The sequence below is a fragment of the Pseudomonas sp. LH1G9 genome, assembly GCF_002949975.1.
In the GTDB taxonomy this organism is placed as follows: Bacteria; Pseudomonadota; Gammaproteobacteria; order Pseudomonadales; family Pseudomonadaceae; genus Aquipseudomonas; species Aquipseudomonas veronii.
In genome coordinates this window covers 3,413,970-3,437,051 of sequence record NZ_CP026880.1, presented here as the reverse complement: position 1 = coordinate 3,437,051, position 23,082 = coordinate 3,413,970, and the positions used below count along the sequence as shown (strand labels likewise).

Sequence of the window (23,082 nt, the reverse complement as noted above, 5' to 3'; positions counted from 1 at the left end):
TGAAATTTGTTGAATCAACAACTTAGAATCACGTAGAGCTGATCGGTGTCAGAACTGATTATAGTCTTTGGATAAGCTATTCCCGTGCTGCTGATTCAGTAAGGATTTTCAATGAACAGGCTCATCTTAGTGTTCGCAATGGCCATGCTTGCAGGTTGCGCCGCCACCAATGCCAAGACTCACGCACGGCATGGCGTCAGTGGCATCGAGATCGACTGCTCAGGCTTGGGCTCCAACTGGGAGAAGTGTGAGAAGCGCGCGGCTCGAGAGTGCAAGATGCAGGGGTACAAGGTCGTCACAAGGTCCAGTGACGCCAAGGACGAGGAAGGGGATTACTTGTTTGGCTGGAACCCGGCAGGCGCCGTTACCCGCACGATGCTGGTGATCTGCAACTGAGCGCGTAAGCGCTTGATAGTGAAGTCGATCTGGCGTGTAGATAAGTTATTGGATGGGCTGTTCAAATTCATCAAGTCATGCTAAAACCTTTGAAGCGCTTTTCCTAGCTGCTTGAAAAAGAAGGGAAAAATATGACGAAGTCGGAGTTGATCGAACGAATTGTCACCCATCAAGGGCTGCTCTCATCCAAGGATGTGGAGCTGGCCATCAAGACCATGCTTGAACAAATGTCCCAATGCCTGGCTACGGGCGATCGTATTGAGATCCGAGGGTTTGGCAGCTTCTCGCTACACTACCGCGCTCCGCGCGTAGGCCGTAACCCTAAGACCGGACAGTCCGTCAGCCTGGATGGCAAGTTCGTTCCGCATTTCAAACCAGGTAAAGAGTTGCGAGACCGGGTCAACGAGGAAGAGGACGAGGTTTGAAACTCGTTCAGGGAGTAAGTCATGAGTAGCTTCAAGCGCGTGCTTGGTATTTTGGTGATACTTTTGGTTTTGCTCTGCATTCTGGCGTTCGTGCTGGAGAACCAACAGGTGGTTTCTCTACGGTTTTTTGGATGGGTCGTGCCACAGTTTCCAGTATCTGTCTTTATCGTGGCTGCCTTATTTCTCGGTATGACGGTGGGCCCTCTGGTTGGTTGGATTGCAAGCCGTACTATAAGAGCGCGACGCCGCAAGCATTTGGCTTGACTGCGTAAAGTGACGTCGCTCTGCTCATATAGAGACGAGAAGGCGGCTGCCATCCCGGAGTCGATCAGCAAATCTCTTTAGCTCCTGCCTTGAACTTTACCGCTAACGCAACTAACGGTAGATAGGCCAGAAGTAGCCCAATTACCCCATCCAATATGTTACCGCTGACCAGCAGTGCCATGGGGAGCAACCAACCAATATTGATTGCCGCCACCGTCAGGGTTACCGGCAAGTGTTTGCCAAACTGGCGTGAAGCAAATTGGTAAGCGTGGCTGCGATGTGCCTCATAAACTTTTTCCCCCCTCAACAAGCGGTGCAGCAGGGTCCAAGTGGCATCGGTAATAAACACGCCGAGCAGGATTAGCCAGCTCCAAAGGAGCTGCGGCGCAGTCCAGGCTGCCTGTAATGACAGTATCCCCAGCGTGACTCCCAAAAAGCCACTGCCGGCGTCGCCCATGAAGATGCGCGCTCTAGGAAAGTTCCAATACAGGAAGCCCGCAACCGCAAATGCCAATAGCAGCGGCAGCAGCGCCAAACGATCATATCCGGCAAGCCAATACAGCAGAGCACTGCTGAGACCGACACAAATTGCTTCGACGCTGGCTATGCCATCAATTCCGTCCATGAAATTGTATAGGTTTAACAGCCAGACTAAATAAACAGCCGCCAACACATGACCGACCCAGCCAAGGTCGATTGAAAACCCTAGTAGTTCCAGCGGCGGAAGTCCGCCAACCCAGAAAAGTACCCAAGCAGCCGCAATGAAATGCCCGAGTAGGCGCCAGCGAGCACCAATATGGCCATGGTCGTCAAGAAACCCCAATACTGCGATACCGGCACCGGCGCCCAAAAGCGCCCAGGCAAAAGACCAGGCGACGGCACCCAGGTTTGCAGTCAGTACCAGGGCAAGCAAAAAGCTTATAACGATCGATACTCCGCCGCCTCTGGGGGTCGGTACGACATGCGAACTGCGCGCGTTGGGTATATCGATCAGGCTTCTGGCGAGTGCGTAATGGCGCAAGGCACCTGTCAGAATAAGTGCGACAAGGGTCGCAGCCGGTAACAGCCACCACATATTCATTTAGCGTGTAGTTCCAAAAAATGTTTGCCTGTTTTACGCAGTGCGTCATCCACGCTGCACGGTGGTGTCCATCCCAAGAGTTCGCGAGTCTTGGAGATATCTACTTGTAGAGAGCCACATAATCGTTGTGCGAGAGCCCGTCGCCCCAATATGGCGGCTCCGGCTTCGAGCATCCAGGCGGGTAAGGGCAGCAGGTGTGCGGGCTTCCCGATAGCCTTAGCCATACGGCGTAACAACGTTGTAGTCGAGAGATCCTCGCCATCACTCACTAAAAAAGTTTGGTTTGCTGCAGCAGAGTGTTCGACACAGGTCACTATCAAGTCAACGAGGTTATCCAGAGCGACCAGGCTGCGTTGGTTATCGATAGCGCCAAGCGGCAATGGCAGGCCCTTATGCAGCCAGCGCATCATGCTGAGAAAGTTCGCCTGCACGCCGGGGCCATACACAAGAACGGGACGGATTATCACAACCTCCATCCCTGTTTCGTCTGCTAAGGCACGTAGACCGCGTTCGGCCTCCATCTTGGAGATACCGTAAGGGTCGGTTGGCGCCGTCGGACCATCAGCCGTGTAAGCCATGCCCCCCGTGGTGCTTTCTCCGTTAACTTTGATTGAGCTGATGAAGATGAAGCGTTTGACGCCGGCATCGGCGGCTTGCCGCGCCAAATGGAGGGTTCCATCAACATTGACCCGGCGGTATTCGACTAGCGGGTCGGCTGAGTTGTCACTCATGACGTGTACACGAGCCGCCAAATGGATCACTAGATCTTTGCCAGCCAGCAATGGCTGCCACTTCTGATCTGCGGACAGCCCGCTTATCTGAACCTGGTCAATGTGCAGATCAAACTCTGCATTCAGGTTGCGCATGGCAGCGGTGATGTTGTGTCGTCGTGCCAATAATGGGGGAACTAGACCACGACCAACGAAACCGCTCGCTCCTGTCAGGAGGATTTGCATGATCAAGTAGTCTCTAGGAGTGAAAGAACGTCTTCTGACATTTCACGCATGATACTACTGCGATCGAAATGTTCTACGAAGGCATGGCGGGGGCTGGTCGCGATAGTCAAGGTTTCGAGGGCCTTTACCCCGGCGGCGACATCGCAAGGCTCAAAGACAGCCGCGTTTTCGATATGCATGGAAACAAAATTCGCCGCATAACCGGATATGCCGGCCCAGATCGGCTTGCCCAGCGCAGCGTATTCGAACAGTTTCGACGGTAAAACTTTGCGAAACGCATCATAGTCGTTCAAGTGTAGAAAGAGCACATCCGCAGACTGATAAATCTGAATCAACTCATCGCGCTTGACGGGGGTTAATAATTCAACATTAGTACATCCTTGCGCCGTAATGGCTTCTCTTAGAAGCGCCAGCCGGCCTCCGTCACCGATTACCCGAAATCGCAACACGCCTTCGAGCTGTTTTGCTAAAAACGGGACGATATGATGTAGGCCCTGGCCTTCACCAATGTTCCCGGCATAGACGACGTCCATCACCTTCGGCGAGCTAACTGTGGTTTCCAACGGCTGGGCGCTCAAGAACTCGCTGTCGATGCCGTTTGTAAAAAATGAATAGCTCTGGTCTGGATAGCGTGATTTGAAGTACGGATAAAATCCTTCAGAAACCAGATTCACCTTTTTCGCTGAGGTGATGGCAAATCTTTCGAGTAGCGAAAGTATTGGCTTCATTAGCCAAACCAGTTTCTTCGGTAAAACATCTTTGATCGTATCAACAAAAATATCGCGAATGTCTAAATAAAGCGGAGCTTTTTGTTTGCGTGCGATGAGGGCGCCCAGCACTGCCGTCATAAGGCGTGAAGAGGTGGCATAGACAAGGTCATGGCGCTTGTCTTTTATTATTTTGCGCACAGTATTTGCGTAAACCAGAAAAGCCTTGGCTTGATCAATCATTCCGCTTTTGTGGGCGGGCAGGGCGACTCTTCGCACCGTCAGGCGAGGATGCTCTTCCAGTTCCGGCGCTGCGCTAGTGAAGGTGCTATAGCGGTTTGGCAGGGTTGTAATCAATTCGATATGAGCATCCACTGGCAGTCGCTTGAGCAGCGCGTCTACCAACGCGGTTGAGCGAAAGGAGCCCGCCGAAAGGTCAGGTTGGTAATAGAAGCTCAAAATTAAAAGTTTCAAATAAACCTCACCAGGTTATACGAGTGCTCAGCACGGTGGATGACAGTTCAGCAATGATGCATTGGTTTGGAATTGATTCACCGAATGCTGGATGCCACGTAGTAGAAATCAAGCTGACACTTTTCGCGCCTTGTACGGTAGCGACGGCGACCAGACCTCCTGGGAGCGTTAACGTAAAGGTGTCGCCATTTTGAATAATCTTGACTTCGGGGTGTACGTAGAGCCTGGCTAATGCTCGGTTGAAATCGCCTGTGACCGAATCGCGGATTTGTAATTCGCCCGGTGTAGCTATCCATTCACGCGTGTGCAGATTTTTGCCTTTCAATCGCTGGTAGCCATCGTGGCTGCTGCGAATACGCACGGCGTTTTCATTTTGTTCGATCAAGCTCAGTGTCGTTCGTGCTCGGCGTGCGACCCTGAAGCCTGCCCATACTTCAGATGAGTTTTCATCATTAACGTCGACTGTATTGTGTGCCGCAGTACTGCGTTGGCGATGACGTTCGGAGTCTTCACCGTATTGCGAGGTTCCGGAGTTAACGAACACTCGATGCCCAAACAAACTGAGTTCGAAGCTCAAGGTGTCCGCGTGGGTATGTCCGGGTTGATAGTCGGGGGCTACTTGTGTCAGGTTCAAAAGCGCCTTGCTGGCGTCACTGAAATTAACCGCCACGTAACCACTTTCGATATGATGTTCTGCGTAAACAGCCAAGGGCTTTGGCTTGTTGTTCGCTGGTAAACACCCCAGTTCGCTGGCATACATTTCAATATTGCCTAATGTTGGGGCAATACCCAATGCCGAGTCGTTAAAAAATGGTATATCTCCATCCGGGTGCTGGAGGCTGCGCAGCCAGACGATGCCATTTTTAATAATTTGTTTCCACTCGGGAAGGCGTGTTCTTAGTGTTGGTATTGCAGTATGAGTGGCTAAATTCACTAAGTCACACATGTCCCAAAGCAAGGATGCGTGGTACATGGGGGATAGTTCAAAATGCGCGCCATCAGCCAAAAACTGCTCTTTGACCTCTGTGTCCAGTATCTTCAATCCGGCAGATTGCCAACGTTCAGCATCTGCGCCATCTAAGAAGCAGCCGCCAAATAGCAGCGCCTTACCATTCACAAATATATGGTTGGCGAGGATGTGGTGTTCAACCTGCTTTGAGAGTGCATGGCATTGTATGGCCAGGCTATCCAGCCACTTCGGCTCAAGGGTGGGCTGCTGATTGAACCATTTAATGAGGTTCACAATGCGCAGTGAAAGTGTATAAGGCTCCCAGCCGCAACCTGCATAGGGTGGGTTGCCGGCAATCCAGCTGTTTACCAAGGTTCTATCAAAATCAGGTCGTGTGCGGTCTGATGACACGAGGTGATCAAGGTAGTGCAGGTTGTACTGCCAGATCTTCGGGCGCTGTTGATTGTTCCACTCAAACGGTGCTTTAAGGCCCATAAATTCAAACTGTTCGTCAGCTGTAAAGTGCGAAGAACTCCAGTGCGGTGGATTAGCTAAGCCGAAACTCATCCGTTTGACAGGTGTGGGGGCAGTAAAAGAACTGATTTTAGCGTAACGGTAATACAGTCGATAGAAAATCTGCTTCATCCGCAACAGTTTTACCGTATGGTAGAGCTTTAGTAGTCGATGCATTAACGTATTGCCCATGAGAACCACTTGAATAGTGAGAAGTCAGATTGATTGATTTTAGTGATGCTCATGGAAAGTTATGTTTTAGCCAGCGTTCGAAGTACAACACCTGCCATAGCTTGTAGGTGTTATTGGCGGTACCCATGAAATGGTTTTTGACCAGTTTCTCTACTTCTTCAGGTCGCAGGTAAGCATAAATACGCTCGAACTCTGACAGCAGGCGTTCTGAGCCAATGCGACGGATAATGCCATCGAGAGGGGGGTTGAATCCGGTTTTTGGACGATCGACAAGTGAGGCGGGTAGCAGGCTTTTTAATAGAGTCTTAAGTGGCGCCTTGGGATTGCCGCCTTTCAACAAATCGGCACTGGAGGTCGCCAAGCCTTTCGCAACGATTCGTTCATCCAGCAGTGGAACGCGCAGCTCAATACTGGCGAGCATGCTGGCTTTGTCAGATACGCTGAGGTTATGACTGAGAAAACCTGTCAGGTCAAAGTGTTGTGCGAATTTTACCTTGTCTGCCGGATCGCCACTGTAATCAAGGAGTACGGCGTTCAAGCGTTGTTTGTAGTGGCACTCCAGCCCCGCAAAATCGCGGAAAAAGCCCTTGAGTTCTTGGCGCGAAAAATATCCCAGCATTCGAGAATAGGCCAGAGGCCAATAGCTTTCTTCGGCATAGGAAACCAGCCGCTCAAATTTCTTGTCAAGTTGCTTGGGGAATAGCTTCAGTTTCAGCAGCGCGTTCAAGACCGGGTAGAGCAGACGGATCAACCGGTGATGCTTCAGGACCTTGTAGCGTGGGTATCCAGCAAATGCTTCGTCTCCGCCCATTCCACTGAGCATCACTGTGTATCCGCTCTTCCTGGCTTCAGCCGATAAGCGGTAGGTGGCCCAGAAGGTGTAATCGGATACCAGCTCTTCTGTATTCGCGGCGACAAAATCGATCGACTCGAAAACATCATCTTTTGAATCAAGAATCTCTGTGACGACCAGCTTTTTGTGCAGGTAATCGGCGATTTCAGCTGAAAACCTCATGTCGATGACGGAGTCATCCGTTGCTTCGTACTTTGCAAAAAAAAGATCTGCTTCACCTGTGAAACTCGCCAGTATGCTCGAATCAGCGCCACCACTGAAAAATACACCGACTGGAACGTCTGCTTCCAATTGCCGCGTGACAGCGGAGCATACATTTTCTGCAAGGCTCTGTTCTGATGTGTAGCTCGTTATGGTCTGGTGCCGCCGCGTCCTGCAGTCGCCGGTCAATAGATCGAACTCAAGGTAAGTCCCCGGCATTAGCTTTTTGATAGCTTTGTAGCCGGTGTTCGGCTCGTAGAGGAAGCCGTTGTTGAAGAACTCAAAAACGTCGTCATTGTCGATCTCAGTTACGACGTCCGAATAACACTTGAGGCCACGGATTTCGGAGCAGGCATAGATGCCATATTCGCCAGTGTAGCAATATACCGGCTTTATCCCGATCACATCCCTTACCAAGAATGTTTTCTGGCGCGGTTCGTCCAGAATGACAAATGTATACATTCCTTGTAGACGTTTGAAGGCGTGGTCCCCGTGCGCTACATACAATTGAAGGATTACCTCGGTGTCGGAGGTGCCATTGAATGTGTAGCCTTGTTCGATCAACTGGTTACGTAGTTCATGATGGTTAAAGATTTCTCCATTGAATACGATGCTAATTCCATTGCCAGTAAACATCGGTTGGCTGCCAGTTGCCGAAAGATCCAAAATGCTGAGTCTATTATGACCAAGTCCAACTTGGTGGTTGGCAATTTCGGCGAAATAGGTGCCGGAAGCGTCTGGGCCACGATGCTTGGTGGCCGCGAGACTCGCTTGCAATTGGTCTCGTAGCGCAGGAGTATCGCGTTTAACCGCAAAAAAACTTAAACCGCACATTAAACTGGTTGCTCCCTATTTTGTTGGTCAGTAACTTTATTTTTTATGGCGTGTTCGGTTGCTGAACATTGGGGGGTGTTCAATTCCGTGTTTTTTGCGCTGTCACTGATTTTTTGCATAGGCCATTTTTGCGCATAAATTAATCCCCATGCTGTGGCGAGCAGTATGTTGAAAGAGATCAATCGAAAGACCGCAAAAAATAATCCATATATAGCCATGGTCATGACGGTTATGCGAATAACTGTCAAATAGTTGGGCTCGGATTTTAGAGTGGTCAGTTTGTACAGGGCGGGGCCCATGATAATGAGTGTGTAGGTCAGGAGTCCTAGTACTCCACTCACCATTAGCATATACAAAGGCCAGTTGTGTATGTATCCAACAAGTTCTATAAGTGATGAGCCGTCAGGTTTTTCCCAGTGCATCTCATGCTTTACACCTATTCCATTACCGAATACGGGGCTGCTCAAAAACATGTCCCATGCAATTTCGTATTCTTTGACTCTAGATGCTACGTTGAAATCCTCTTTCTTTTTCGTGATGGTATTTAAAACGATTATTTCCGTGTTCTCTGGGGTATTTGACGAGATGGGGGCGGTAGCCATTGGCAGTGCTGCGTCGGACAGGGAATTCAAGCGCCCCAGCCAAGATTGATCCATACCGGTGGAGAAGATGAATACCAAGCCTAATACCAGTTGAGTGGTAATGTTGGCAGAAATTTTTACACGGAGATTTTTGTGAGTGACAAAAATATAGATTGAGAATAGAGCAATGGTAGCGACGCCACTGATCAACATGCTTCTCGTTAACGTGATCAGCACCGCTGTCAGGCAAAGCAATGATATGAAGGCACTCACCAGTGCGATATATCGGTTTCGCGTTAATGTGTTGATAACAAAACCTGCGGCCATTCCAGAAGGCAGCAGTGCATCTGTCGCCTGCGGTAACAGCATGGTTATCCGGTCCCGCAGGGGGCCTACGGTATTTGCCATATTCAGTGCGGCTTCCCGTGACAACCTTATCTGTTCTCCATCCACCAATACGGTCCAGTACGGTTGCCATATATCATATTGGAAATAGTACAAAACGATATGGCCTGCGCTCAATAAGACCAGTGCGCCGATCGAGGCGCCAATCCAATAAATATTTTTTTGCTCACCGTTGATAAGTACGCATACGGGCATGAGCGCAAATATAAATAAAAAGGGTGTAACGCCCCTGATCCAATCTTGTACAGGGACATGGTGTTTCATCGCAATCAATAAGTTTAGGCACAGTAACCCAATGCCGATCAAAAGTGGCCAGGCAAAGAAACGAAAAATGGATTTTATGCTTCGGATACGAAAAAGTCTGATAAAGGTGCTGACGAACACCGTTGCCGTGAGTGCGGCAAATATTAACTCTTGGGTACCTACGGATGGCGGCGCGGGGCGCAGCGCAAATACCAGCGGGAATAATGCCAATAAACCGTGCCATGGCGAAGCGGCGGCGGCCAGCACTAGGAACAGGCCTCCTAGTATGCCGATATAAAAAAGCACACCGGCATTCTGCGTAAGTAGAATAGCAACGCAGGCTGACATTGCAATCATCAGGCTGCTTTTAAAGTAGTCACTGCCATTCATCGCGATGCTCCAATTGCCATATCAGGGGCGTATTGCCTTGTAGTCTGCGGACGTTTGTCCGACAATTCTGGCCGGAACTCCTACAACGATTGAGTTGTCAGGGATATCTTTTAGTACTACAGCTGAAGCGCCAATTTGACAGTTGTCACCGATTTTTATATCGCCAATGATCTTGGCGCCCGCTCCGATATAGCAGTTATGCCCAATGACCGGGCATCGATTGATCTCACTTGTTACATAACCTTCGGCAGCGCCAATCGTGATTCCCTGACCCAGTACACATCCGTCCCCCACTTTGGCATTCGCATGGAGCACGACCCCAATCGCACCGTAAGCGAAAATGGTGCCCTTTCCGATATTTGCCGAAACCGGGATGTACGAGTTGAACAACAGAAAGATCAGGTTGCGAACAAAGCCCGGCAAGACGGGGATTCGGCGCTGGTAGAACCAATGGCCTATTCGATATAGTTTCACTGCATTCACTGTCAAAACCTCAATGTGCGAAGATCAGCCAGTCGAAGCCGAAGCACTCCTGCTGCGATAATTGTAAGCGAACCCATATAAAGTACGCCCCAGATCAAGCTGATGTCTTTCATGATTACTGCAATTGGCGAAAGTAGTGCTACCCAGAAAACCACTGACAACCGGATTCCGGGTTGGCACATAACATGCAGAAATAACAGGTACGCCGAGAATCCTATAGCGTAAAAGAGCTCTGCCTGCTTAAGACCGTGAACAAAGAGAATCATTCCGGCCACTGCCAGGGGGGCAATGATCAGGTTGACGACGATGACCTTGCGATGAAGTCCGCAGGCCACTAGGTAGCGTTCTGTCACTACAGACCAGTAAAGCACAGGTAAGCAGGGTAGCATCGCTAAGTAGGCGGAATACTGGGGAAATAGCCAGCCGGCTGCGTAACCTGTCAGTCCTGCCAGAGCAAAGTACAGTAGCGCCGTTGACATGATGATTTTATATTGCTCCTGGCGCTGGCTGCCAGAAACGAAAGCGACGAATACTGCCCTGACATTGATGGGAAATAAACTTGTCGCCGATTGAATGATTGATACGATCACCCGGAAAAGTCCCAGATCTCGGACGGGAAGGCTTTTTGAAAGGATAAAAGGGAGGATATTGGTAAATAGATTGAATACCAGAGTGATGGATACCATTCTCGGTAGTAATACCACGACGTTTTTGCAAGTAGACAGTAGCTGTTTCCCCATGGGCAACCGTGCGCCATGACAGACCAGTACCGCAATCGCAAACAAGCAGGGCAGCAGGTTCGTCAGAATCAGCACATCAACGATGTTCAATGGCAATATTTTTTGGTAACTGATGAGAAGCGCCGAGAAAAACACACATAGGAAAATCATCAGATAGCCGACAATCCACCGTTGAAGGCGTAGGCCGAAGAGCGATAACAAGCATGCTGAACTGAGCAGCATCACGCCTAATAACAAAGGATTGCCGATGCTATCGATAAGATTCATCGCGCTGAAAAGTAGAAAAATCAACACCGCCATAAACAGTGAGGTGACGAGTATGTACTCGGCCTCCACGCTGGCAATGAGTTGTTCGTTGATGATGTCTAGGAGCTTCTGAAATAGAAATACCAGTACGTTAGCCTTAATAAAGGCGCCATAAGCTTCCAGGCCATACAGCCCTGGGATGACAAAATTGACAACTAATCCACTTAACAGTGTCAGCGCCTGAATCAGTAGATTGAACATGCTAAGACCTCGTCAAACTTATTACGACAAATGCTATTCCGCGAGTACCTGATGACCGCTATTGCGTCATCGCATAAGATCTGGCGGAAACCTGTGTTTTCCGCCAGACCATTATGTTTGAGCCTGATGCCTTCAGGCCCAGACGCCGCGGGTATCAATGACTTGTCGTGATGACAATTGGTCTTTTGAGATGTTCTTGAACGGACTGTGGTCCACAAGCAGAACAACGACATCAGCCAAGGACAGCGCGTTATCAATCTCGCTCAATGCTGCAAGACCGTTCAGGCGTTCTGGTATTTGTTCGATGTTGGGCTCCACCGCCAGCACGGTACCTGGGTGGTTTTTTGCGATTTGCACCGCAATTTCCAGGGATGGGCTTTCACGAAGGTCGTCGATGTTTGGCTTGAATGCCAGGCCCAGGCAAGCGATTGTCACATCTTTGGCTGTCTTGGAGGGATGCGCCTGCAGGAACTTACCAATCGCAAGCCTTACTTGGTCCAGTACCCATGTTGGCTTACTATCATTCACTTCGCGAGCGGTCCGGATCAGGCGCGCATCATCAGGTGTCTTACTGACAATAAACCAAGGATCGACAGCAATGCAGTGCCCGCCAACACCAGGGCCCGGTTGCAGAATGTTGACTCGCGGGTGGTGGTTGGCCAAGCGAATCAGTTCCCAAACGCTAATCTCAAGTTTTTTGCAAATCATCGACAGTTCATTGGCAAAAGCAATGTTCACATCGCGGAAACTGTTTTCAGTGAGCTTGCACATTTCGGCTGTGCGTGCGTCGGTAATGATGCATTCGCCCTTAACGAATGTTTGATATAAGTGCTTTGCGGCTTCCGAGCATTTTCTGGTCAGGCCGCCGATGATCCGATCATTCTCAATCAACTCTCGTAACACGTGCCCAGGTAGGACGCGTTCTGGACAATGCGCAATACGGATATCCGATGCTTCGCCCAGCGTCTGCGGGAAGCTCAGGTCTGGCCGTGCTTGCGCCAGCCACGCGGACATTTGCTCAGTGGCTCCCACAGGAGAAGTCGATTCGAGGATTACTAGGTCGCCTCTCTTCAGTACCGGGGCGATGGATTTACTAGCCGCTTTAATATAAGAGAGATCAGGCTCGTGGTCGCCCTTGAAGGGGGTCGGCACTGCAATCAGGAACGCATCGGCGGGTTCGGCGATGGTGGTCGCCCTCAGATAGCCTTCAGTTACCGCGGTGCGTACGACGATGTCCAAATCCGGTTCGATAATATGGATATCACCGCGGTTGATCGTGGCTACCGCTTGTGCGTTGACATCGACGCCGATAACTTTTTTCTTTCTTGCTGCGAAAACGGCGGCAGTAGGGAGTCCGATGTAGCCTAGGCCGACTACAGAAATAGTTTCAAAGCTCATGGATTAGCCTTTTTTGATTTGGGAAAGAGCTTCAAGGATCCGAGCGGATGCCTTTCCGTCGCCGTAAGGGTTGTGCGCGAAGCTCATCTGGTGATAAGCGTCAGGGTCCGTCAGAAGACTGCGCAGATTATTTGTAATGACCTCGATGTCGGTACCGACCAACCTGACGGTACCCGCTTCTACGGCTTCCGGGCGCTCAGTAGTGTCGCGCATGACCAGCACAGGTTTGCCCAGTGATGGAGCTTCCTCTTGTATGCCGCCTGAGTCGCTGAGAATCAGGTGCGAACGCTCCATCAAATAGACGAATGGCAAGTAATCCAGGGGCTCGATCAAATGAACATTTTGAATGCCCGCCAACAATCGATTGACCGGCTCGCGTACGTTTGGATTCAGGTGAACGGGATAGACGATCTGGACGTCAGGAAAGTCTTTGGCCGTTTTGATCAGGGCCTGGCAAATTTTCTCGAAACCGTCGCCAAAGCTTTCGCGACGGTGGCCGGTGACGAGGATGATTCGTTTTTCTTCACCCAGGAATGAAAACTGTTGGTGAAACTTCTGTTGCAGAGCGGGGCTGTTTTTGATTCTTGCCACAACCTCAAGCAGCGCATCAATAACGGTATTGCCAGTCACATGGATGCATCCAGCATCAACCCCTTCTCTCAGCAGGTTCTGCCTGGACGTTTCTGTAGGCGCGAAATGTACAGCCGCGAGCGCGCCGGTCAACTTGCGGTTGGCTTCTTCTGGCCACGGTGAGTAGAGATTGCCGGTGCGCAGACCTGCCTCGACGTGAGCGACGGGGATCTGGTGATAATAGGCCGCTAGTGTTGTCGCGAAGGTCGTCGCTGTATCCCCATGCACCAAGACGATATCGGGTTTGAACTTGGCGAAGACACCTTTCATCCCTTGTAAAATGCTGCTGGTGACATCAGTCAGATCCTGGCCCGACTTCATGATATTGAGATCGAAGTTCGGAGCGATCTCAAACAGGTTGAGCACCTGATCCAACATTTCGCGATGTTGTCCGGTTACGCAGACCTTGGCATCGAAGCGCTCGTCTGCAGCAAGTCTCAGCGCCAAAGGGGCCATTTTAATTGCTTCAGGACGCGTGCCGAATACACACAAGGTTTTCAAAATCATTGCCACACCAGTGTTAAAAATGAATTTCACCACACGCTTCTGTTAATCATGCGGCGGGGGAGTCGTAAATTTTTATAGTTCCTTGAACGTCTAAGCTTTTTTGATAACGTGTTTACTCACTTCTCTTCGCTGCTTTTTACATGACAGGGGGCGAACGCCTGCCTGTATTTTTTTCAAAAGCCCATCTAGAGCCCGTTTTGTGAGTCGACGCTGGATTCAGGGTTGCTGTAAGGGGTTTCTTACAGCTGGGTATTGCATTTGAATCAGCGCCCTCTTGTTGCACCCTTGCTGCGTTGCACATGGACTGGCATCGTTGGCATGGCTATTCGTACAAAATGACGTTTGAGGTCACGGATGCGTCTACAACGCATGTCTATCATTTTTTTGTGACGTTTCATTGCTGAATTTCTGATGTGATTAAGATTATAGCCTTCTTTTCCAATGGTTTTTCAAGGCCGTGATATTTCTGGCGGTTGGCAGTAGGGATTTGCATGGCGCCATCTTTTTTTGCAGTCAATGTGTTTGGAGCAATCACACTGCGCCTTAGGTGTCTTTGATTAAAGTAATAAAAAATGTAAATATTTCAGTTTTTTAATCTGATCAATTTAGACACTAGCATTACAGAGACTGGGGTGTGAATCCTAGTGCGCCGGTTATACTGGTTTTGTGTGACCGTCATCGGCGCGGGGGCGGGTAAGATGGACGAGTCCCGCGAGTCCCGCGAGTGTCTCTGAGTTTTCCTACGCATGGATTGGCCTGCCAACAACGTGTACGTGCGCTTCGGGTCAGCCAGTCGGTTGCCCCTGGGTCAGGGAATGCAGAGGATTTGTGGTACAACCTGAGTATCATATCGGGATTGGATCTGTGGTGAGTCGTAAGGCCCAGCCTCGTTTCTGGTTCCCGTGCCGGATGAGCCTTTTTTGTGCTTCGGGTGCCACGCCTGTATGGCGCTTGTTCAGCACCGATCAATCATCGTAAATCGATTTTTGGCGGACTCAAGGGTAGCTGTTCATTTTTTGATTTTGGAAGACTGGAGAGGTGTTCGAGAGGGTCATGGATAAGGTAAGAGTTTTTTTATTGAATCTTCCGCGCCGACACAAGCGCATTCTGCAAGTGCTTGCAGATGTGGTGCTGGTATGGCTTTCGTTGTGGATGGCTTTTGTCGTCCGTCTCGGCATTTTCGAAATGAACGAGCCTGTTCGGCATCACTTGTGGCTGTTTGTGAGTGCTCCTATCGTCGCTGTCCCTCTGTTTATCCGTTTTGGCATGTACCGGGCGGTGATGCGCTATTTCGGCAATGATGCGCTTGTCACAATAATCAAGGCAGTCAGTCTTTCCTCGCTCATCCTCGGTATGTTCGTCTATGTCTATAGCAATCATCAGATAGTTGTCCCGCGCTCGGTTATTTTTAACTACTGGTGGTTGAGCATGATTATGATTGGCGGCTTGCGCTTGGCAATGCGTCAATATTTCTTGGGGGACTGGTTTACCGGAGTACAGCATGTTCCGTTCACTAGTCGCGATGACGGCTTGACGAAGGTTGCTATCTACGGTGCCGGTTCAGCGGGCAACCAACTGGTTGCAGCATTACGCATGGGCCGAGTCATGCGTCCTGTCGCGTTCATCGACGATGACAGGAGCATTGCCGGTCGTGTGATTTCAGGCTTGCAAGTGTTCAAGCCCAAACATATCGAGCAGATGATCGACGCCACAGGCGCACAGGAAATCCTGCTGGCGGTACCGTCGGCAAATCGGGGGCGCAGGCGAGAAATTCTGAGCTATCTTGAACGCTTCCCGCTTCATGTTCGCAGCGTTCCGGGCTTCATGGATCTTGCGAGTGGTCGAGTCAAAGTGGACGACATCCAAGAAGTGGATATCGCCGACCTGTTGGGGCGCGACGCCGTACCTGCTCAAGAGGATCTCCTCGAGCGTTGCATCGTCGGCCAGTCGGTGATGGTCACGGGCGCAGGTGGATCAATTGGTTCGGAGCTTTGTCGCCAGATCCTTGCACTAAAGCCCACGACGCTGCTGCTGTATGAGCATAGCGAATTCAATCTTTACAGCATTTTATCTGAGCTTGAGTACCGAGTCGCACGCGAGTCATTGCCGGTTAAGCTGTTACCGATGCTGGGCTCTGTGCGCAACGAGACTAAGTTGCTCGATGTGATGAAATGCTGGCATATCGACACGGTTTACCATGCTGCCGCTTATAAGCATGTTCCGATTGTCGAGCACAATATTGCCGAAGGCGTGTTGAACAATGTCATTGGCACGCTCAATACTGCCCAGGCTGCTCTTCAGGCGGGGGTAGCTAACTTTGTACTGATTTCCACCGACAAAGCTGTTCGTCCTACCAATGTGATGGGCAGTACAAAACGACTTGCAGAACTGGCATTACAGGCGCTCAGCCGTGAGAAAGCGCCGGTTATGTTCGGTGATAGGTCGGGTTTTTCCCGCGTCAACAAGACTCGCTTCACGATGGTGAGATTCGGTAATGTGCTGGGTTCATCAGGCTCCGTCATTCCGCTTTTTCACAAACAAATCAAGTCAGGCGGCCCTTTGACCGTCACTCACCCAAAAATCACACGCTATTTCATGACGATCCCCGAAGCGGCACAGTTGGTCATCCAGGCCGGCTCCATGGGGCTGGGCGGTGATGTATTTGTGCTGGATATGGGCGAGCCGGTGAAAATTGTCGAGTTGGCGGAGAAAATGATTCACCTTTCCGGCCTGAGCGTTCGTTCCGACAAAAATCCCCATGGCGATATCGCCATTGAATTCACTGGGCTGCGTCCTGGCGAAAAACTTTATGAAGAGTTGCTTATCGGCGACAACGTAGTCGCCACGCAGCATCCGATGATCATGAGTGCCAATGAAGACTTCCTGTCATGGGATGTCCTGAAAGGCAAATTGAGTGAGCTGCTTGCAGCGGTAGATGTGGATGATTACTCCCGCGTCCGCCAACTCTTGCGTGACACCGTCAGTGGTTACTCTCCGGATGGCGAAATTGTCGACCTGATCTATCAACGGCACCGGCTTGAACCCTGAATTCACACGCTGTAACGCAGCCATTTTTGACTCTCTACGCACATCACCTAAGTTAGAGAAGCAGCTTTGGAAAAGCTGCTTTCACTCATTGATGTCATGGAGCGTCACTCATGCCAAACGCTTATTTTTCTTCCCTCGTTTTCGCCCTCCTTGCGAGCATCTCGGTAGCAACTACCGCGGCGCCTGCGATCACGCCCGAGCCCGCTACCATCCGCTCTGGCCAGATGAACCCGGTGGAGCAGTCCACCAAGGTCAATCTCAACGCTGCAGATGCTGAAGCCTTGCAACGTGATCTCCTGGGCATTGGCGCCGCAAAGGCGAGGGCTATCGTTGCTTACCGCAACAGCAACGGCCCTTTCAAGGCGCTTGATGAGTTGTTGGAGGTTAAGGGGATCGGCAAGGCACTGCTGGAGCGGAATCGCGACAGGCTAGCGATCAACTAAGGGGGCAGCGTTCGCCGAGGAGGCCGGTTATTGACCGGCCTTTTTATAGTGCAATAGCTGCGCCTTCAAACGTTCACGTACCCGCCCATGATGCGCGTCGCCAATTCAGCGCTCTCGACACTTCTGCTCAGCACCCCTTCATCCTTGGATTTGAGATGTGTGCATAGAACCCGCCATGGGTCAGGTTCAGTGCTTTCATCAAGGGCGGCAGGCCGGTGGCGCCGACGCCATCGCGGCAAAAGCAAACGGAGGCTTCCTTGATGATGCGGGTTAGAGCGTTGTGGTCGTGTGAATAGCGCATAGCCTGCCTCGTAGACGTGCCGACATGTTAACCAAGCTGAACTTTTACCCCCGGGGTGGCGTTGGCATGAAAAGTGATTACTGATACAGGGAGGATTGTTCAACAATCGTGAGGTAACGATGACACTCAGCTTGTCCTTAGCCGACCAGATCGCCCTGGAACTGCGTGCCGACATCATTGGTGGCCGACTGTTGCCGGGAATGGCATTGGTCGAAGCCGAGCTGGTCAGGGCCTATAACGCATCGCGCAATACGATTCGTGAGGCGTTGCACCGTTTGGAGCGGGAAGGGTTGACGCGCTATGTGCGCAACAAGGGCGTGGTGGTTCGTCGGTTGGAGCGCGAAGAGGTGCGTGATTTATTTGTCGTCCGCCGCACGCTCGAATTGCAGGCCATTGCCCAGAGCGGTGCGTTCACCCAGGATCAATCCGAGCGTATGCAAAACGCCATCGAGGCCACCGCGCTGGCCCGGGAGCGTGAGGACTGGCGTGCGGTTGCGACCCACAGCCTGTTGGTGCATCAGCAGATTGTCGGGCTGATGCGCAGCCCGTTGTTTGACGAGTTTTTCGCCCAGGTGATTGCGCAGTTGCGTCTGGTGTTCTGCGCCGCGCCCGATGAGCAGCGTTTCCAGTCGCCCTGGCTGGAACGGGACCTTGAGATCCACACGTTATTAGCCAATAACAACAAGCTGGCGGCCGGGGAGGCGATGAGCCTGTACCTGGATGATTCAGAACGGCAGTCGTTGGCCCTGTTTACTTTCCCTTGATCGAGGATTTGCCCCATGTACAAAGACTATCCAGCCGCTTACCAGGTCAGCAAGGGTTCGGCGTTGCAGGTCGACACCGCGTTTTACGAACGTATCCGTGAGCGCAAGGATCAACGCACCTTGGTCGAACAGTTCGAGGTGCCGATTCGCACGGGCAGGGCGTGGAAGGTGCTGGCCGGGCATGTGTTCCGTGTGACTACGCCGGTGGGGCCGCAGGTGGGCGACTTCAATGTGTGGAACGCCAACGACCCGCGCGAACGCCTGTGGGCCGCGCGCACGCGCCAGTTACAGGGCGCGCATGTCAGCACCCATGATCGGTTGTGGTCTAACCTGCCGTTCCTGCGGCCGCTGGTGACCATCACCGATGACAGCCTGGCCAGCTACGGCATCGATGAGCACGGCGGGCGCCTGCATGATTTGCTCGGTACGCGCTGCGATCCGTATGTGAACCGCATGCTCACTGGTGAAGATTTCCATCATCACTGTCACTCGAACCTGACCCGTGCGGTGTTGCCTCACGGTCTGACGGAATTCGACGTGCATGACGTGCTGAACATCTTCCAATGCACCGGCCTCAATCACGACGACATGTATTTCATGAAAGCCTGTCCGGCGCAGAAGGGCGATTACCTGGAGTTTTTTGCCGAGATTGATTTGTTGTGTGCGCTGTCGACCTGCCCGGGCGGGGATCTGTCGCTGCCGATGTGGGGCCCGGATGCACAGGACCCGCTGACGGTGTGTCGTCCGCTGGGGGTTGAGATTTATCGATTGGAAGAAGAGTTGCTGAACGGTTGGAGCTCGCCTGCGCGTGCTGCTTATAAGGGGCTGCACGGGTTGCAGATTGCCAAGGCGGATTGGGAGTAACCGGGGGAGGGGGCTGCTTCGCAGCCCAACGGGAGCAAGCTCCCTCGCCACAGGGGCAAACCAGGTCAGCGGTCCTGCGAGTCCTTGGCATCCGCCTGCGCATTGCGCTCGGCCACGCGTTTGCGTTGTTCGTCGGTGAGTTCCACTTTGTTGGCGCTGTCACGCAGCATCAGCAGCCCGCCGACGATCGACCCGATCGCAACCACCATAATCAACCATGCATACCACGGCATAACGCTCTCCTTGAGGCAGATTGCCGTGGGAGGTTTTTCCCACGGTAATAACTGCTTTGAGTTACAGGCTTTCTGAGTAGTTCAGTGTAGGCCTGTTCCGCCTCAAAACCTTAGAGCCCGGTCAACATTGCATCTGCCGGTGCCGCGGCGCGGTCGTGCGCGGTCATCTGGAAGTAGATGAAGCCGACCACCATGAAGCCGAGGAAGATCATGCCGATCAGTGCGTTGAACCAGGCCATGGCCACCAGGCACACCACCGCCAGCACCAGCGCGATGCCCGGCACGATTGGGTAGCCCGGAGCGCGGAAGGTGCGTTCCAGCAGCGGTTCGGTCTTACGCAGTTTGAACAGGCTGAGCATGCTCATGATGTACATCACGATGGCGCCGAATACGGCCATGGTGATCATTGCAGCAGTCAGGGTCATGCCGCCCAGGTTGATCAAACCGTCGCTGTAGATGGCGGCAATACCGACCACGCCGCCAGCGATGATTGCCCGGTGCGGTGTATGAAAACGCGACAGCTTGGCCAGGAACGACGGCAGGTAGCCGGCCCGAGCCAGGGCGAAGAATTGGCGCGAGTAGCCAAGGATGATGCCGTGGAAGCTCGCTACCAGCCCGAACAGGCCGATCCACACCAGCATGTGCAGCCAGCCGGAGCTTTCACCGACCACGGTTTTCATCGCCTGGGGCAGCGGGTCGTTGATATTCGACAGAGTGCGCCAGTCGCCCACGCCGCCGGCGAAGAACATCACGCCCATGGCCAGGATCACCAGGGTCAGGATGCCGCTGATGTAGGCTTTCGGAATGGTGCGCTTGGGATCTTTCGCTTCCTCGGCCGCCATGGCCGCGCCTTCGATGGCGAGGAAGAACCAGATCGCGAAGGGGATCGCCGCGAACATCCCGGCAATCGCCGGAGCACCGAAGGTGTCGGAGCCGGCCCAGCCATTAAGGGCGAAGTTGCTGAAGCTGAACGCGGGGGCGACCACGCCCATGAATACCAGCAGTTCGGCGACGGCGAGTACGCACACCACCAGTTCGAAGGTGGCGGCGAGTTTCACGCCGAGGATGTTCAGGCCCATGAACACGATGTAGGCGCCGACGGCGGCGTGTTTCGGATCGAGTGCGGGAAACTGCACATTCAGATACGCACCGATGGCCAAGGCGATGGCGGGCGGGGCGAACACGAATTCGATCAGGGTCGCCAGGCCGGCAATCAGGCCGCCTTTTTCCCCAAACGCGCGGCGGCTGTAGGCAAAGGGCCCACCTGCGTGGGGAATGGCGGTGGTCAGTTCGGTGAAACTGAAGATAAAGCAGGTGTACATCGCGGCGACCATCAACGAGGTCACCAGGAAGCCCAAGGTCCCGGCCACGCCCCAGCCATAGCTCCAGCCGAAGTATTCCCCGGAAATCACCAGCCCAACCGCGATGCCCCACAAATGCAGGGTGCCCAAGGTGGGTTTGAGTTGTGTGTTCATCGTATTGCGCTCCCTGAACCGGTTGGAATGATTCAAGGTGTTGCAGCGGCCATGCCAGCCTGAGAATCATTGTCGTAAAGCTGCGCTACTGTCGTTTGGGGGATGGTTTGGCGTTTGAAATTTTCTGTTGCTGCACCAGATAAGTGCGGCGGTGACTGTGCCGGTGCTATCGGGAGCAAGCTCCCTCCCACACTTGACCGAGTTGTCACGCCGAGCGCCGATCAACCTGTGGGAGGGGGCTTGCTCCCGATAGCACCCGCCCAGGCGCCGAAACCCCCGGTGTAAACCCCGCATAAACCCACTCTTTACGCCATCTTTACGCCCCACCCAGCCCCTCGCTCTCGTTCCTTTACACCACTCCTGCCGACAATTGCCCCACACGCGGCACTCGCCGCTAAACGGAGAGACTTCCATGAGCGTTCTGGACGGGGTGTCACTGCTATTGGCCGTGGCGCTGTTCATTTATCTGCTGGTTGCGCTGTTACGCGCGGATCGGAACTAGGAGCAGGCTATGCACAGTTATGACTATTGGCTGATCATCGCCTTCTTCGCCGTGGTACTGGTGCCGGCCCCGTTCCTGGGGCGGTTCTATTACAACGTGATGGAAGGCCGGCGCACTTGGCTCACGCCGCTGCTCGGGCCCGTGGAGCGCGCGTGCTATCGCCTCTCGGGCGTGGACGCGCAGCAGGAACAGAGCTGGCAGAAATACATGCTGGCGTTGCTGGCGTTCAACCTCGCCGGGTTTGTGTTGCTGTTCTCGATCCTGTTGTTCCAGGGCTACTTCCCACTGAACCCGCAGAAGTTGCCGGGCCTGGAGTGGACCCAGGCCTTCAACACCGCAGTCAGTTTCATCACCAACACCAACTGGCAGTCCTACAGCGGTGAAGCGTCCCTCAGCTACCTCAGCCAGATGGCCGGCCTCACCGTGCAGAACTTCGTCAGTGCGGCCACCGGCCTGGCAGTCCTGGTCGCGCTGTGCCGTGGGATCGGTCGCAAATCCACCCAGACCCTGGGCAACTTCTGGGTCGACATGACCCGCGCCACGCTCTACGGCCTGTTGCCGTTGTGCCTGGTGATGGCGTTGTTCCTGGTGTGGCAGGGCGTGCCGCAAACCTTCGCGCATTACGTTGATGCCGTGACCCTGCAGGGCGTCGACCAGGTGATCCCTTTGGGCCCGGCAGCCAGCCAGATTGCCATCAAGCAACTGGGCACCAACGGCGGTGGTTTCTTTGGCGTGAACTCGGCGCATCCGTTTGAAAACCCGACGGCCTGGGCCAACCTGTTCGAGGTGTCGGCGATCATCCTGATCCCGGTGGCGCTGGTGTTTACCTTCGGCCATTACGTGAAGGATCTGCGTCAGAGCCGGGCGATTCTCGCTTGCATGCTGGCCCTGTTCCTGATCGGCGGCGCGACCTCGCTGTGGGCCGAATACCAGCCCAACCCGACCCTGAACAACCCGGCGGTTGAGCAGACCGCACCGCTGGAAGGTAAAGAAGCGCGCTTCGGCACCACTGGCACCGTGTTGTGGTCGGTGACCACCACCGCGGCGTCCAACGGTTCGGTCAACGGCATGCACGACAGCCTCAGCCCCCTCAGCGGGATGGTGGCACTGGTCAACATGATGGTCGGCGAAGTGATCTTCGGCGGCGTCGGCGCCGGTATGTACGGCATGTTGCTCAACGTGTTGATCGCGGTGTTCCTCGCCGGCCTGATGATCGGCCGCACTCCGGAATACCTGGGCAAGAAGCTGCAGGCCAAGGAAGTGCAATTGCTGGTCGTGACCCTGATGGTGATGCCGATCGGCGTACTGGTGCTCGGTGCCATAGCCTCCAGCCTGCCCGGCCCGGCCGGTGCGATCAGCAACCCTGGCCCCCACGGGTTCAGCCAGTTGCTCTATGCCTACACCTCGGCCAGTGCCAACAACGGTTCGGCGTTCGGCGGCTTCAGTGCCAACACGCCGTTCCACAACCTGATGCTGGGCCTGGGCATGTTGATCGGTCGCTTCGGCTACATCCTCCCGGTACTGGCCCTGGCCGGCAGCCTGGCGATGAAGAAGACCGCACCGATTGGCCAGAACAGCTTCCCCACCCATGGTCCGCTGTTCGTGACCCTGTTGACCGTGACCATTTTGCTGGTGGGCGGCCTGACCTTCCTGCCGACACTGGCACTGGGCCCTATTGCTGAACACCTGAGCATGGCTGCTTTTAAATGAAGAGCCGAGGGAT

Annotated in this window: 21 protein-coding genes and 1 pseudogene; 9 read left to right on the top strand and 13 right to left on the bottom strand. The window is 53.1% G+C overall.

The features are described from left to right. Positions 1-111 precede the first annotated feature (111 nt). The 3 genes from C5F70_RS15850 to C5F70_RS15840 all read left to right on the top strand — a co-directional run bounded on the left by C5F70_RS15850 (position 112) and on the right by C5F70_RS15840 (position 1,085). Positions 112-396 (top strand): hypothetical protein, encoded by a 285-nt coding sequence (locus C5F70_RS15850; RefSeq protein WP_104903667.1) that lies wholly within the window; start codon positions 112-114, stop codon positions 394-396. A gap of 131 nt (positions 397-527) precedes the next feature. Continuing rightward, complete coding sequence (ihfB, locus tag C5F70_RS15845; RefSeq protein ID WP_104903666.1) at positions 528-821, top strand: integration host factor subunit beta; 294 nt, start codon at positions 528-530, stop codon at positions 819-821. 21 nt (positions 822-842) lie between these two features. Next, entirely contained in the window at positions 843-1,085 is a 243-nt protein-coding gene (locus tag C5F70_RS15840) for a LapA family protein (RefSeq protein WP_104903665.1), read from the top strand. Between the two features lie 64 nt (positions 1,086-1,149). Here C5F70_RS15840 and C5F70_RS15835 read toward each other — a convergent pair whose 3' ends face one another. The 10 genes from C5F70_RS15835 to wecB form a co-directional block, all read right to left on the bottom strand. Next, the gene (locus tag C5F70_RS15835; protein WP_104903664.1) at positions 1,150-2,166 is read right to left on the bottom strand and encodes a glycosyltransferase family 4 protein; all 1,017 of its coding nucleotides are present in this window, start codon (positions 2,164-2,166) and stop codon (positions 1,150-1,152) included. Further along, a complete protein-coding gene (locus tag C5F70_RS15830) occupies positions 2,163-3,122 on the bottom strand; it encodes an SDR family oxidoreductase (RefSeq protein ID WP_104903663.1) in 960 nt (319 codons plus the stop codon). Before C5F70_RS15830 ends, C5F70_RS15835 begins: the two co-directional genes overlap by 4 nt. A 2-nt stretch (positions 3,123-3,124) precedes the next feature. Beyond that, positions 3,125-4,303, bottom strand: coding sequence for a glycosyltransferase family 4 protein (locus C5F70_RS15825; RefSeq protein ID WP_104903662.1), 1,179 nt, complete (start codon positions 4,301-4,303; stop codon positions 3,125-3,127). A 7-nt stretch (positions 4,304-4,310) separates the two neighbouring features. After that, positions 4,311-5,957 (bottom strand): heparinase II/III family protein, encoded by a 1,647-nt coding sequence (locus C5F70_RS15820; protein ID WP_256588289.1) that lies wholly within the window; start codon positions 5,955-5,957, stop codon positions 4,311-4,313. A gap of 49 nt (positions 5,958-6,006) precedes the next feature. After that, complete coding sequence (gene asnB / locus C5F70_RS15815; protein WP_104903661.1) at positions 6,007-7,845, bottom strand: asparagine synthase (glutamine-hydrolyzing); 1,839 nt, start codon at positions 7,843-7,845, stop codon at positions 6,007-6,009. Then, the gene (locus C5F70_RS15810; protein ID WP_104903660.1) at positions 7,845-9,464 is read right to left on the bottom strand and encodes an O-antigen ligase; all 1,620 of its coding nucleotides are present in this window, start codon (positions 9,462-9,464) and stop codon (positions 7,845-7,847) included. The genes asnB and C5F70_RS15810 overlap by 1 nt, the downstream gene beginning before the upstream one ends. 21 nt (positions 9,465-9,485) lie before the next feature. Next, complete coding sequence (locus C5F70_RS15805; RefSeq protein ID WP_158683860.1) at positions 9,486-9,947, bottom strand: serine O-acetyltransferase; 462 nt, start codon at positions 9,945-9,947, stop codon at positions 9,486-9,488. A gap of 2 nt (positions 9,948-9,949) precedes the next feature. Next, on the bottom strand, positions 9,950-11,194 hold the full coding sequence (locus C5F70_RS15800) for a hypothetical protein (protein WP_104903659.1): 1,245 nt from the start codon (positions 11,192-11,194) through the stop codon (positions 9,950-9,952). Between the two features lie 132 nt (positions 11,195-11,326). Further along, entirely contained in the window at positions 11,327-12,592 is a 1,266-nt protein-coding gene (gene wecC / locus C5F70_RS15795; protein ID WP_104903658.1) for a UDP-N-acetyl-D-mannosamine dehydrogenase, read from the bottom strand. A 3-nt stretch (positions 12,593-12,595) separates the two neighbouring features. Further along, positions 12,596-13,729, bottom strand: a complete 1,134-nt coding sequence (wecB, locus tag C5F70_RS15790) for a non-hydrolyzing UDP-N-acetylglucosamine 2-epimerase (RefSeq protein WP_158683908.1) — start codon at positions 13,727-13,729, stop codon at positions 12,596-12,598. Positions 13,730-14,782: 1,053 nt separating this feature from the next. Here wecB and C5F70_RS15785 point away from each other — a divergent pair. Both C5F70_RS15785 and C5F70_RS15780 read left to right on the top strand, forming a co-directional pair. Beyond that, positions 14,783-16,777, top strand: a complete 1,995-nt coding sequence (locus C5F70_RS15785) for a nucleoside-diphosphate sugar epimerase/dehydratase (protein WP_104904564.1) — start codon at positions 14,783-14,785, stop codon at positions 16,775-16,777. A gap of 110 nt (positions 16,778-16,887) precedes the next feature. After that, on the top strand, positions 16,888-17,220 hold the full coding sequence (locus C5F70_RS15780; protein WP_104903657.1) for a ComEA family DNA-binding protein: 333 nt from the start codon (positions 16,888-16,890) through the stop codon (positions 17,218-17,220). A gap of 107 nt (positions 17,221-17,327) precedes the next feature. On the opposite strand, the pseudogene C5F70_RS31155 reads toward C5F70_RS15780, so the two are convergent. Continuing rightward, positions 17,328-17,521, bottom strand: a pseudogene (locus C5F70_RS31155) (TetR/AcrR family transcriptional regulator); the annotation flags it as partial. 119 nt (positions 17,522-17,640) lie between these two features. Here C5F70_RS31155 and C5F70_RS15770 point away from each other — a divergent pair. Together C5F70_RS15770 and C5F70_RS15765 are read left to right on the top strand one after the other, a co-directional pair. Continuing rightward, complete coding sequence (locus C5F70_RS15770; RefSeq protein WP_104903656.1) at positions 17,641-18,285, top strand: GntR family transcriptional regulator; 645 nt, start codon at positions 17,641-17,643, stop codon at positions 18,283-18,285. 15 nt (positions 18,286-18,300) lie between these two features. Continuing rightward, positions 18,301-19,149 (top strand): DUF1989 domain-containing protein, encoded by an 849-nt coding sequence (locus tag C5F70_RS15765; protein ID WP_104903655.1) that lies wholly within the window; start codon positions 18,301-18,303, stop codon positions 19,147-19,149. Positions 19,150-19,214: 65 nt separating this feature from the next. Here the strand turns inward: C5F70_RS15765 and C5F70_RS15760 are convergent, their stop codons facing one another. Beyond that, the gene (locus tag C5F70_RS15760; protein ID WP_017848826.1) at positions 19,215-19,382 is read right to left on the bottom strand and encodes a DUF2897 family protein; all 168 of its coding nucleotides are present in this window, start codon (positions 19,380-19,382) and stop codon (positions 19,215-19,217) included. A 110-nt stretch (positions 19,383-19,492) separates the two neighbouring features. Beyond that, on the bottom strand, positions 19,493-20,857 hold the full coding sequence (eat, locus tag C5F70_RS15755) for an ethanolamine permease (protein ID WP_017848825.1): 1,365 nt from the start codon (positions 20,855-20,857) through the stop codon (positions 19,493-19,495). A gap of 412 nt (positions 20,858-21,269) precedes the next feature. Here eat and kdpF point away from each other — a divergent pair, with 412 nt between their 5' ends. Continuing rightward, positions 21,270-21,359, top strand: coding sequence for a K(+)-transporting ATPase subunit F (gene kdpF, locus C5F70_RS15750; RefSeq protein ID WP_003218754.1), 90 nt, complete (start codon positions 21,270-21,272; stop codon positions 21,357-21,359). Between the two features lie 9 nt (positions 21,360-21,368). After that, the gene (gene kdpA, locus C5F70_RS15745) at positions 21,369-23,069 is read left to right on the top strand and encodes a potassium-transporting ATPase subunit KdpA (RefSeq protein WP_017848824.1); all 1,701 of its coding nucleotides are present in this window, start codon (positions 21,369-21,371) and stop codon (positions 23,067-23,069) included. The last annotated feature ends 13 nt before the right edge of the window (positions 23,070-23,082 follow it).

What these genes read in the sequence shown, in the direction of transcription:
- C5F70_RS15850 (WP_104903667.1), top strand. Translation starts at nt 112, where the DNA reads ATGAACAGGCTCATCTTAGTGTTCGCAATGGCCATGCTTGCAGGTTGC.
- ihfB (WP_104903666.1), top strand. Translation starts at nt 528, where the DNA reads ATGACGAAGTCGGAGTTGATCGAACGAATTGTCACCCATCAAGGGCTG.
- C5F70_RS15840 (WP_104903665.1), top strand. Translation starts at nt 843, where the DNA reads ATGAGTAGCTTCAAGCGCGTGCTTGGTATTTTGGTGATACTTTTGGTT.
- C5F70_RS15835 (WP_104903664.1), bottom strand. Translation starts at nt 2,166, where the DNA reads ATGAATATGTGGTGGCTGTTACCGGCTGCGACCCTTGTCGCACTTATT.
- C5F70_RS15830 (WP_104903663.1), bottom strand. Translation starts at nt 3,122, where the DNA reads ATGCAAATCCTCCTGACAGGAGCGAGCGGTTTCGTTGGTCGTGGTCTA.
- C5F70_RS15820 (WP_256588289.1), bottom strand. Translation starts at nt 5,957, where the DNA reads ATGGGCAATACGTTAATGCATCGACTACTAAAGCTCTACCATACGGTA.
- asnB (WP_104903661.1), bottom strand. Translation starts at nt 7,845, where the DNA reads ATGTGCGGTTTAAGTTTTTTTGCGGTTAAACGCGATACTCCTGCGCTA.
- C5F70_RS15810 (WP_104903660.1), bottom strand. Translation starts at nt 9,464, where the DNA reads ATGAATGGCAGTGACTACTTTAAAAGCAGCCTGATGATTGCAATGTCA.
- C5F70_RS15800 (WP_104903659.1), bottom strand. Translation starts at nt 11,194, where the DNA reads ATGTTCAATCTACTGATTCAGGCGCTGACACTGTTAAGTGGATTAGTT.
- wecC (WP_104903658.1), bottom strand. Translation starts at nt 12,592, where the DNA reads ATGAGCTTTGAAACTATTTCTGTAGTCGGCCTAGGCTACATCGGACTC.
- wecB (WP_158683908.1), bottom strand. Translation starts at nt 13,729, where the DNA reads ATGATTTTGAAAACCTTGTGTGTATTCGGCACGCGTCCTGAAGCAATT.
- C5F70_RS15785 (WP_104904564.1), top strand. Translation starts at nt 14,783, where the DNA reads ATGGATAAGGTAAGAGTTTTTTTATTGAATCTTCCGCGCCGACACAAG.
- C5F70_RS15780 (WP_104903657.1), top strand. Translation starts at nt 16,888, where the DNA reads ATGCCAAACGCTTATTTTTCTTCCCTCGTTTTCGCCCTCCTTGCGAGC.
- C5F70_RS15770 (WP_104903656.1), top strand. Translation starts at nt 17,641, where the DNA reads ATGACACTCAGCTTGTCCTTAGCCGACCAGATCGCCCTGGAACTGCGT.
- C5F70_RS15765 (WP_104903655.1), top strand. Translation starts at nt 18,301, where the DNA reads ATGTACAAAGACTATCCAGCCGCTTACCAGGTCAGCAAGGGTTCGGCG.
- C5F70_RS15760 (WP_017848826.1), bottom strand. Translation starts at nt 19,382, where the DNA reads ATGCCGTGGTATGCATGGTTGATTATGGTGGTTGCGATCGGGTCGATC.
- eat (WP_017848825.1), bottom strand. Translation starts at nt 20,857, where the DNA reads ATGAACACACAACTCAAACCCACCTTGGGCACCCTGCATTTGTGGGGC.
- kdpF (WP_003218754.1), top strand. Translation starts at nt 21,270, where the DNA reads ATGAGCGTTCTGGACGGGGTGTCACTGCTATTGGCCGTGGCGCTGTTC.
- kdpA (WP_017848824.1), top strand. Translation starts at nt 21,369, where the DNA reads ATGCACAGTTATGACTATTGGCTGATCATCGCCTTCTTCGCCGTGGTA.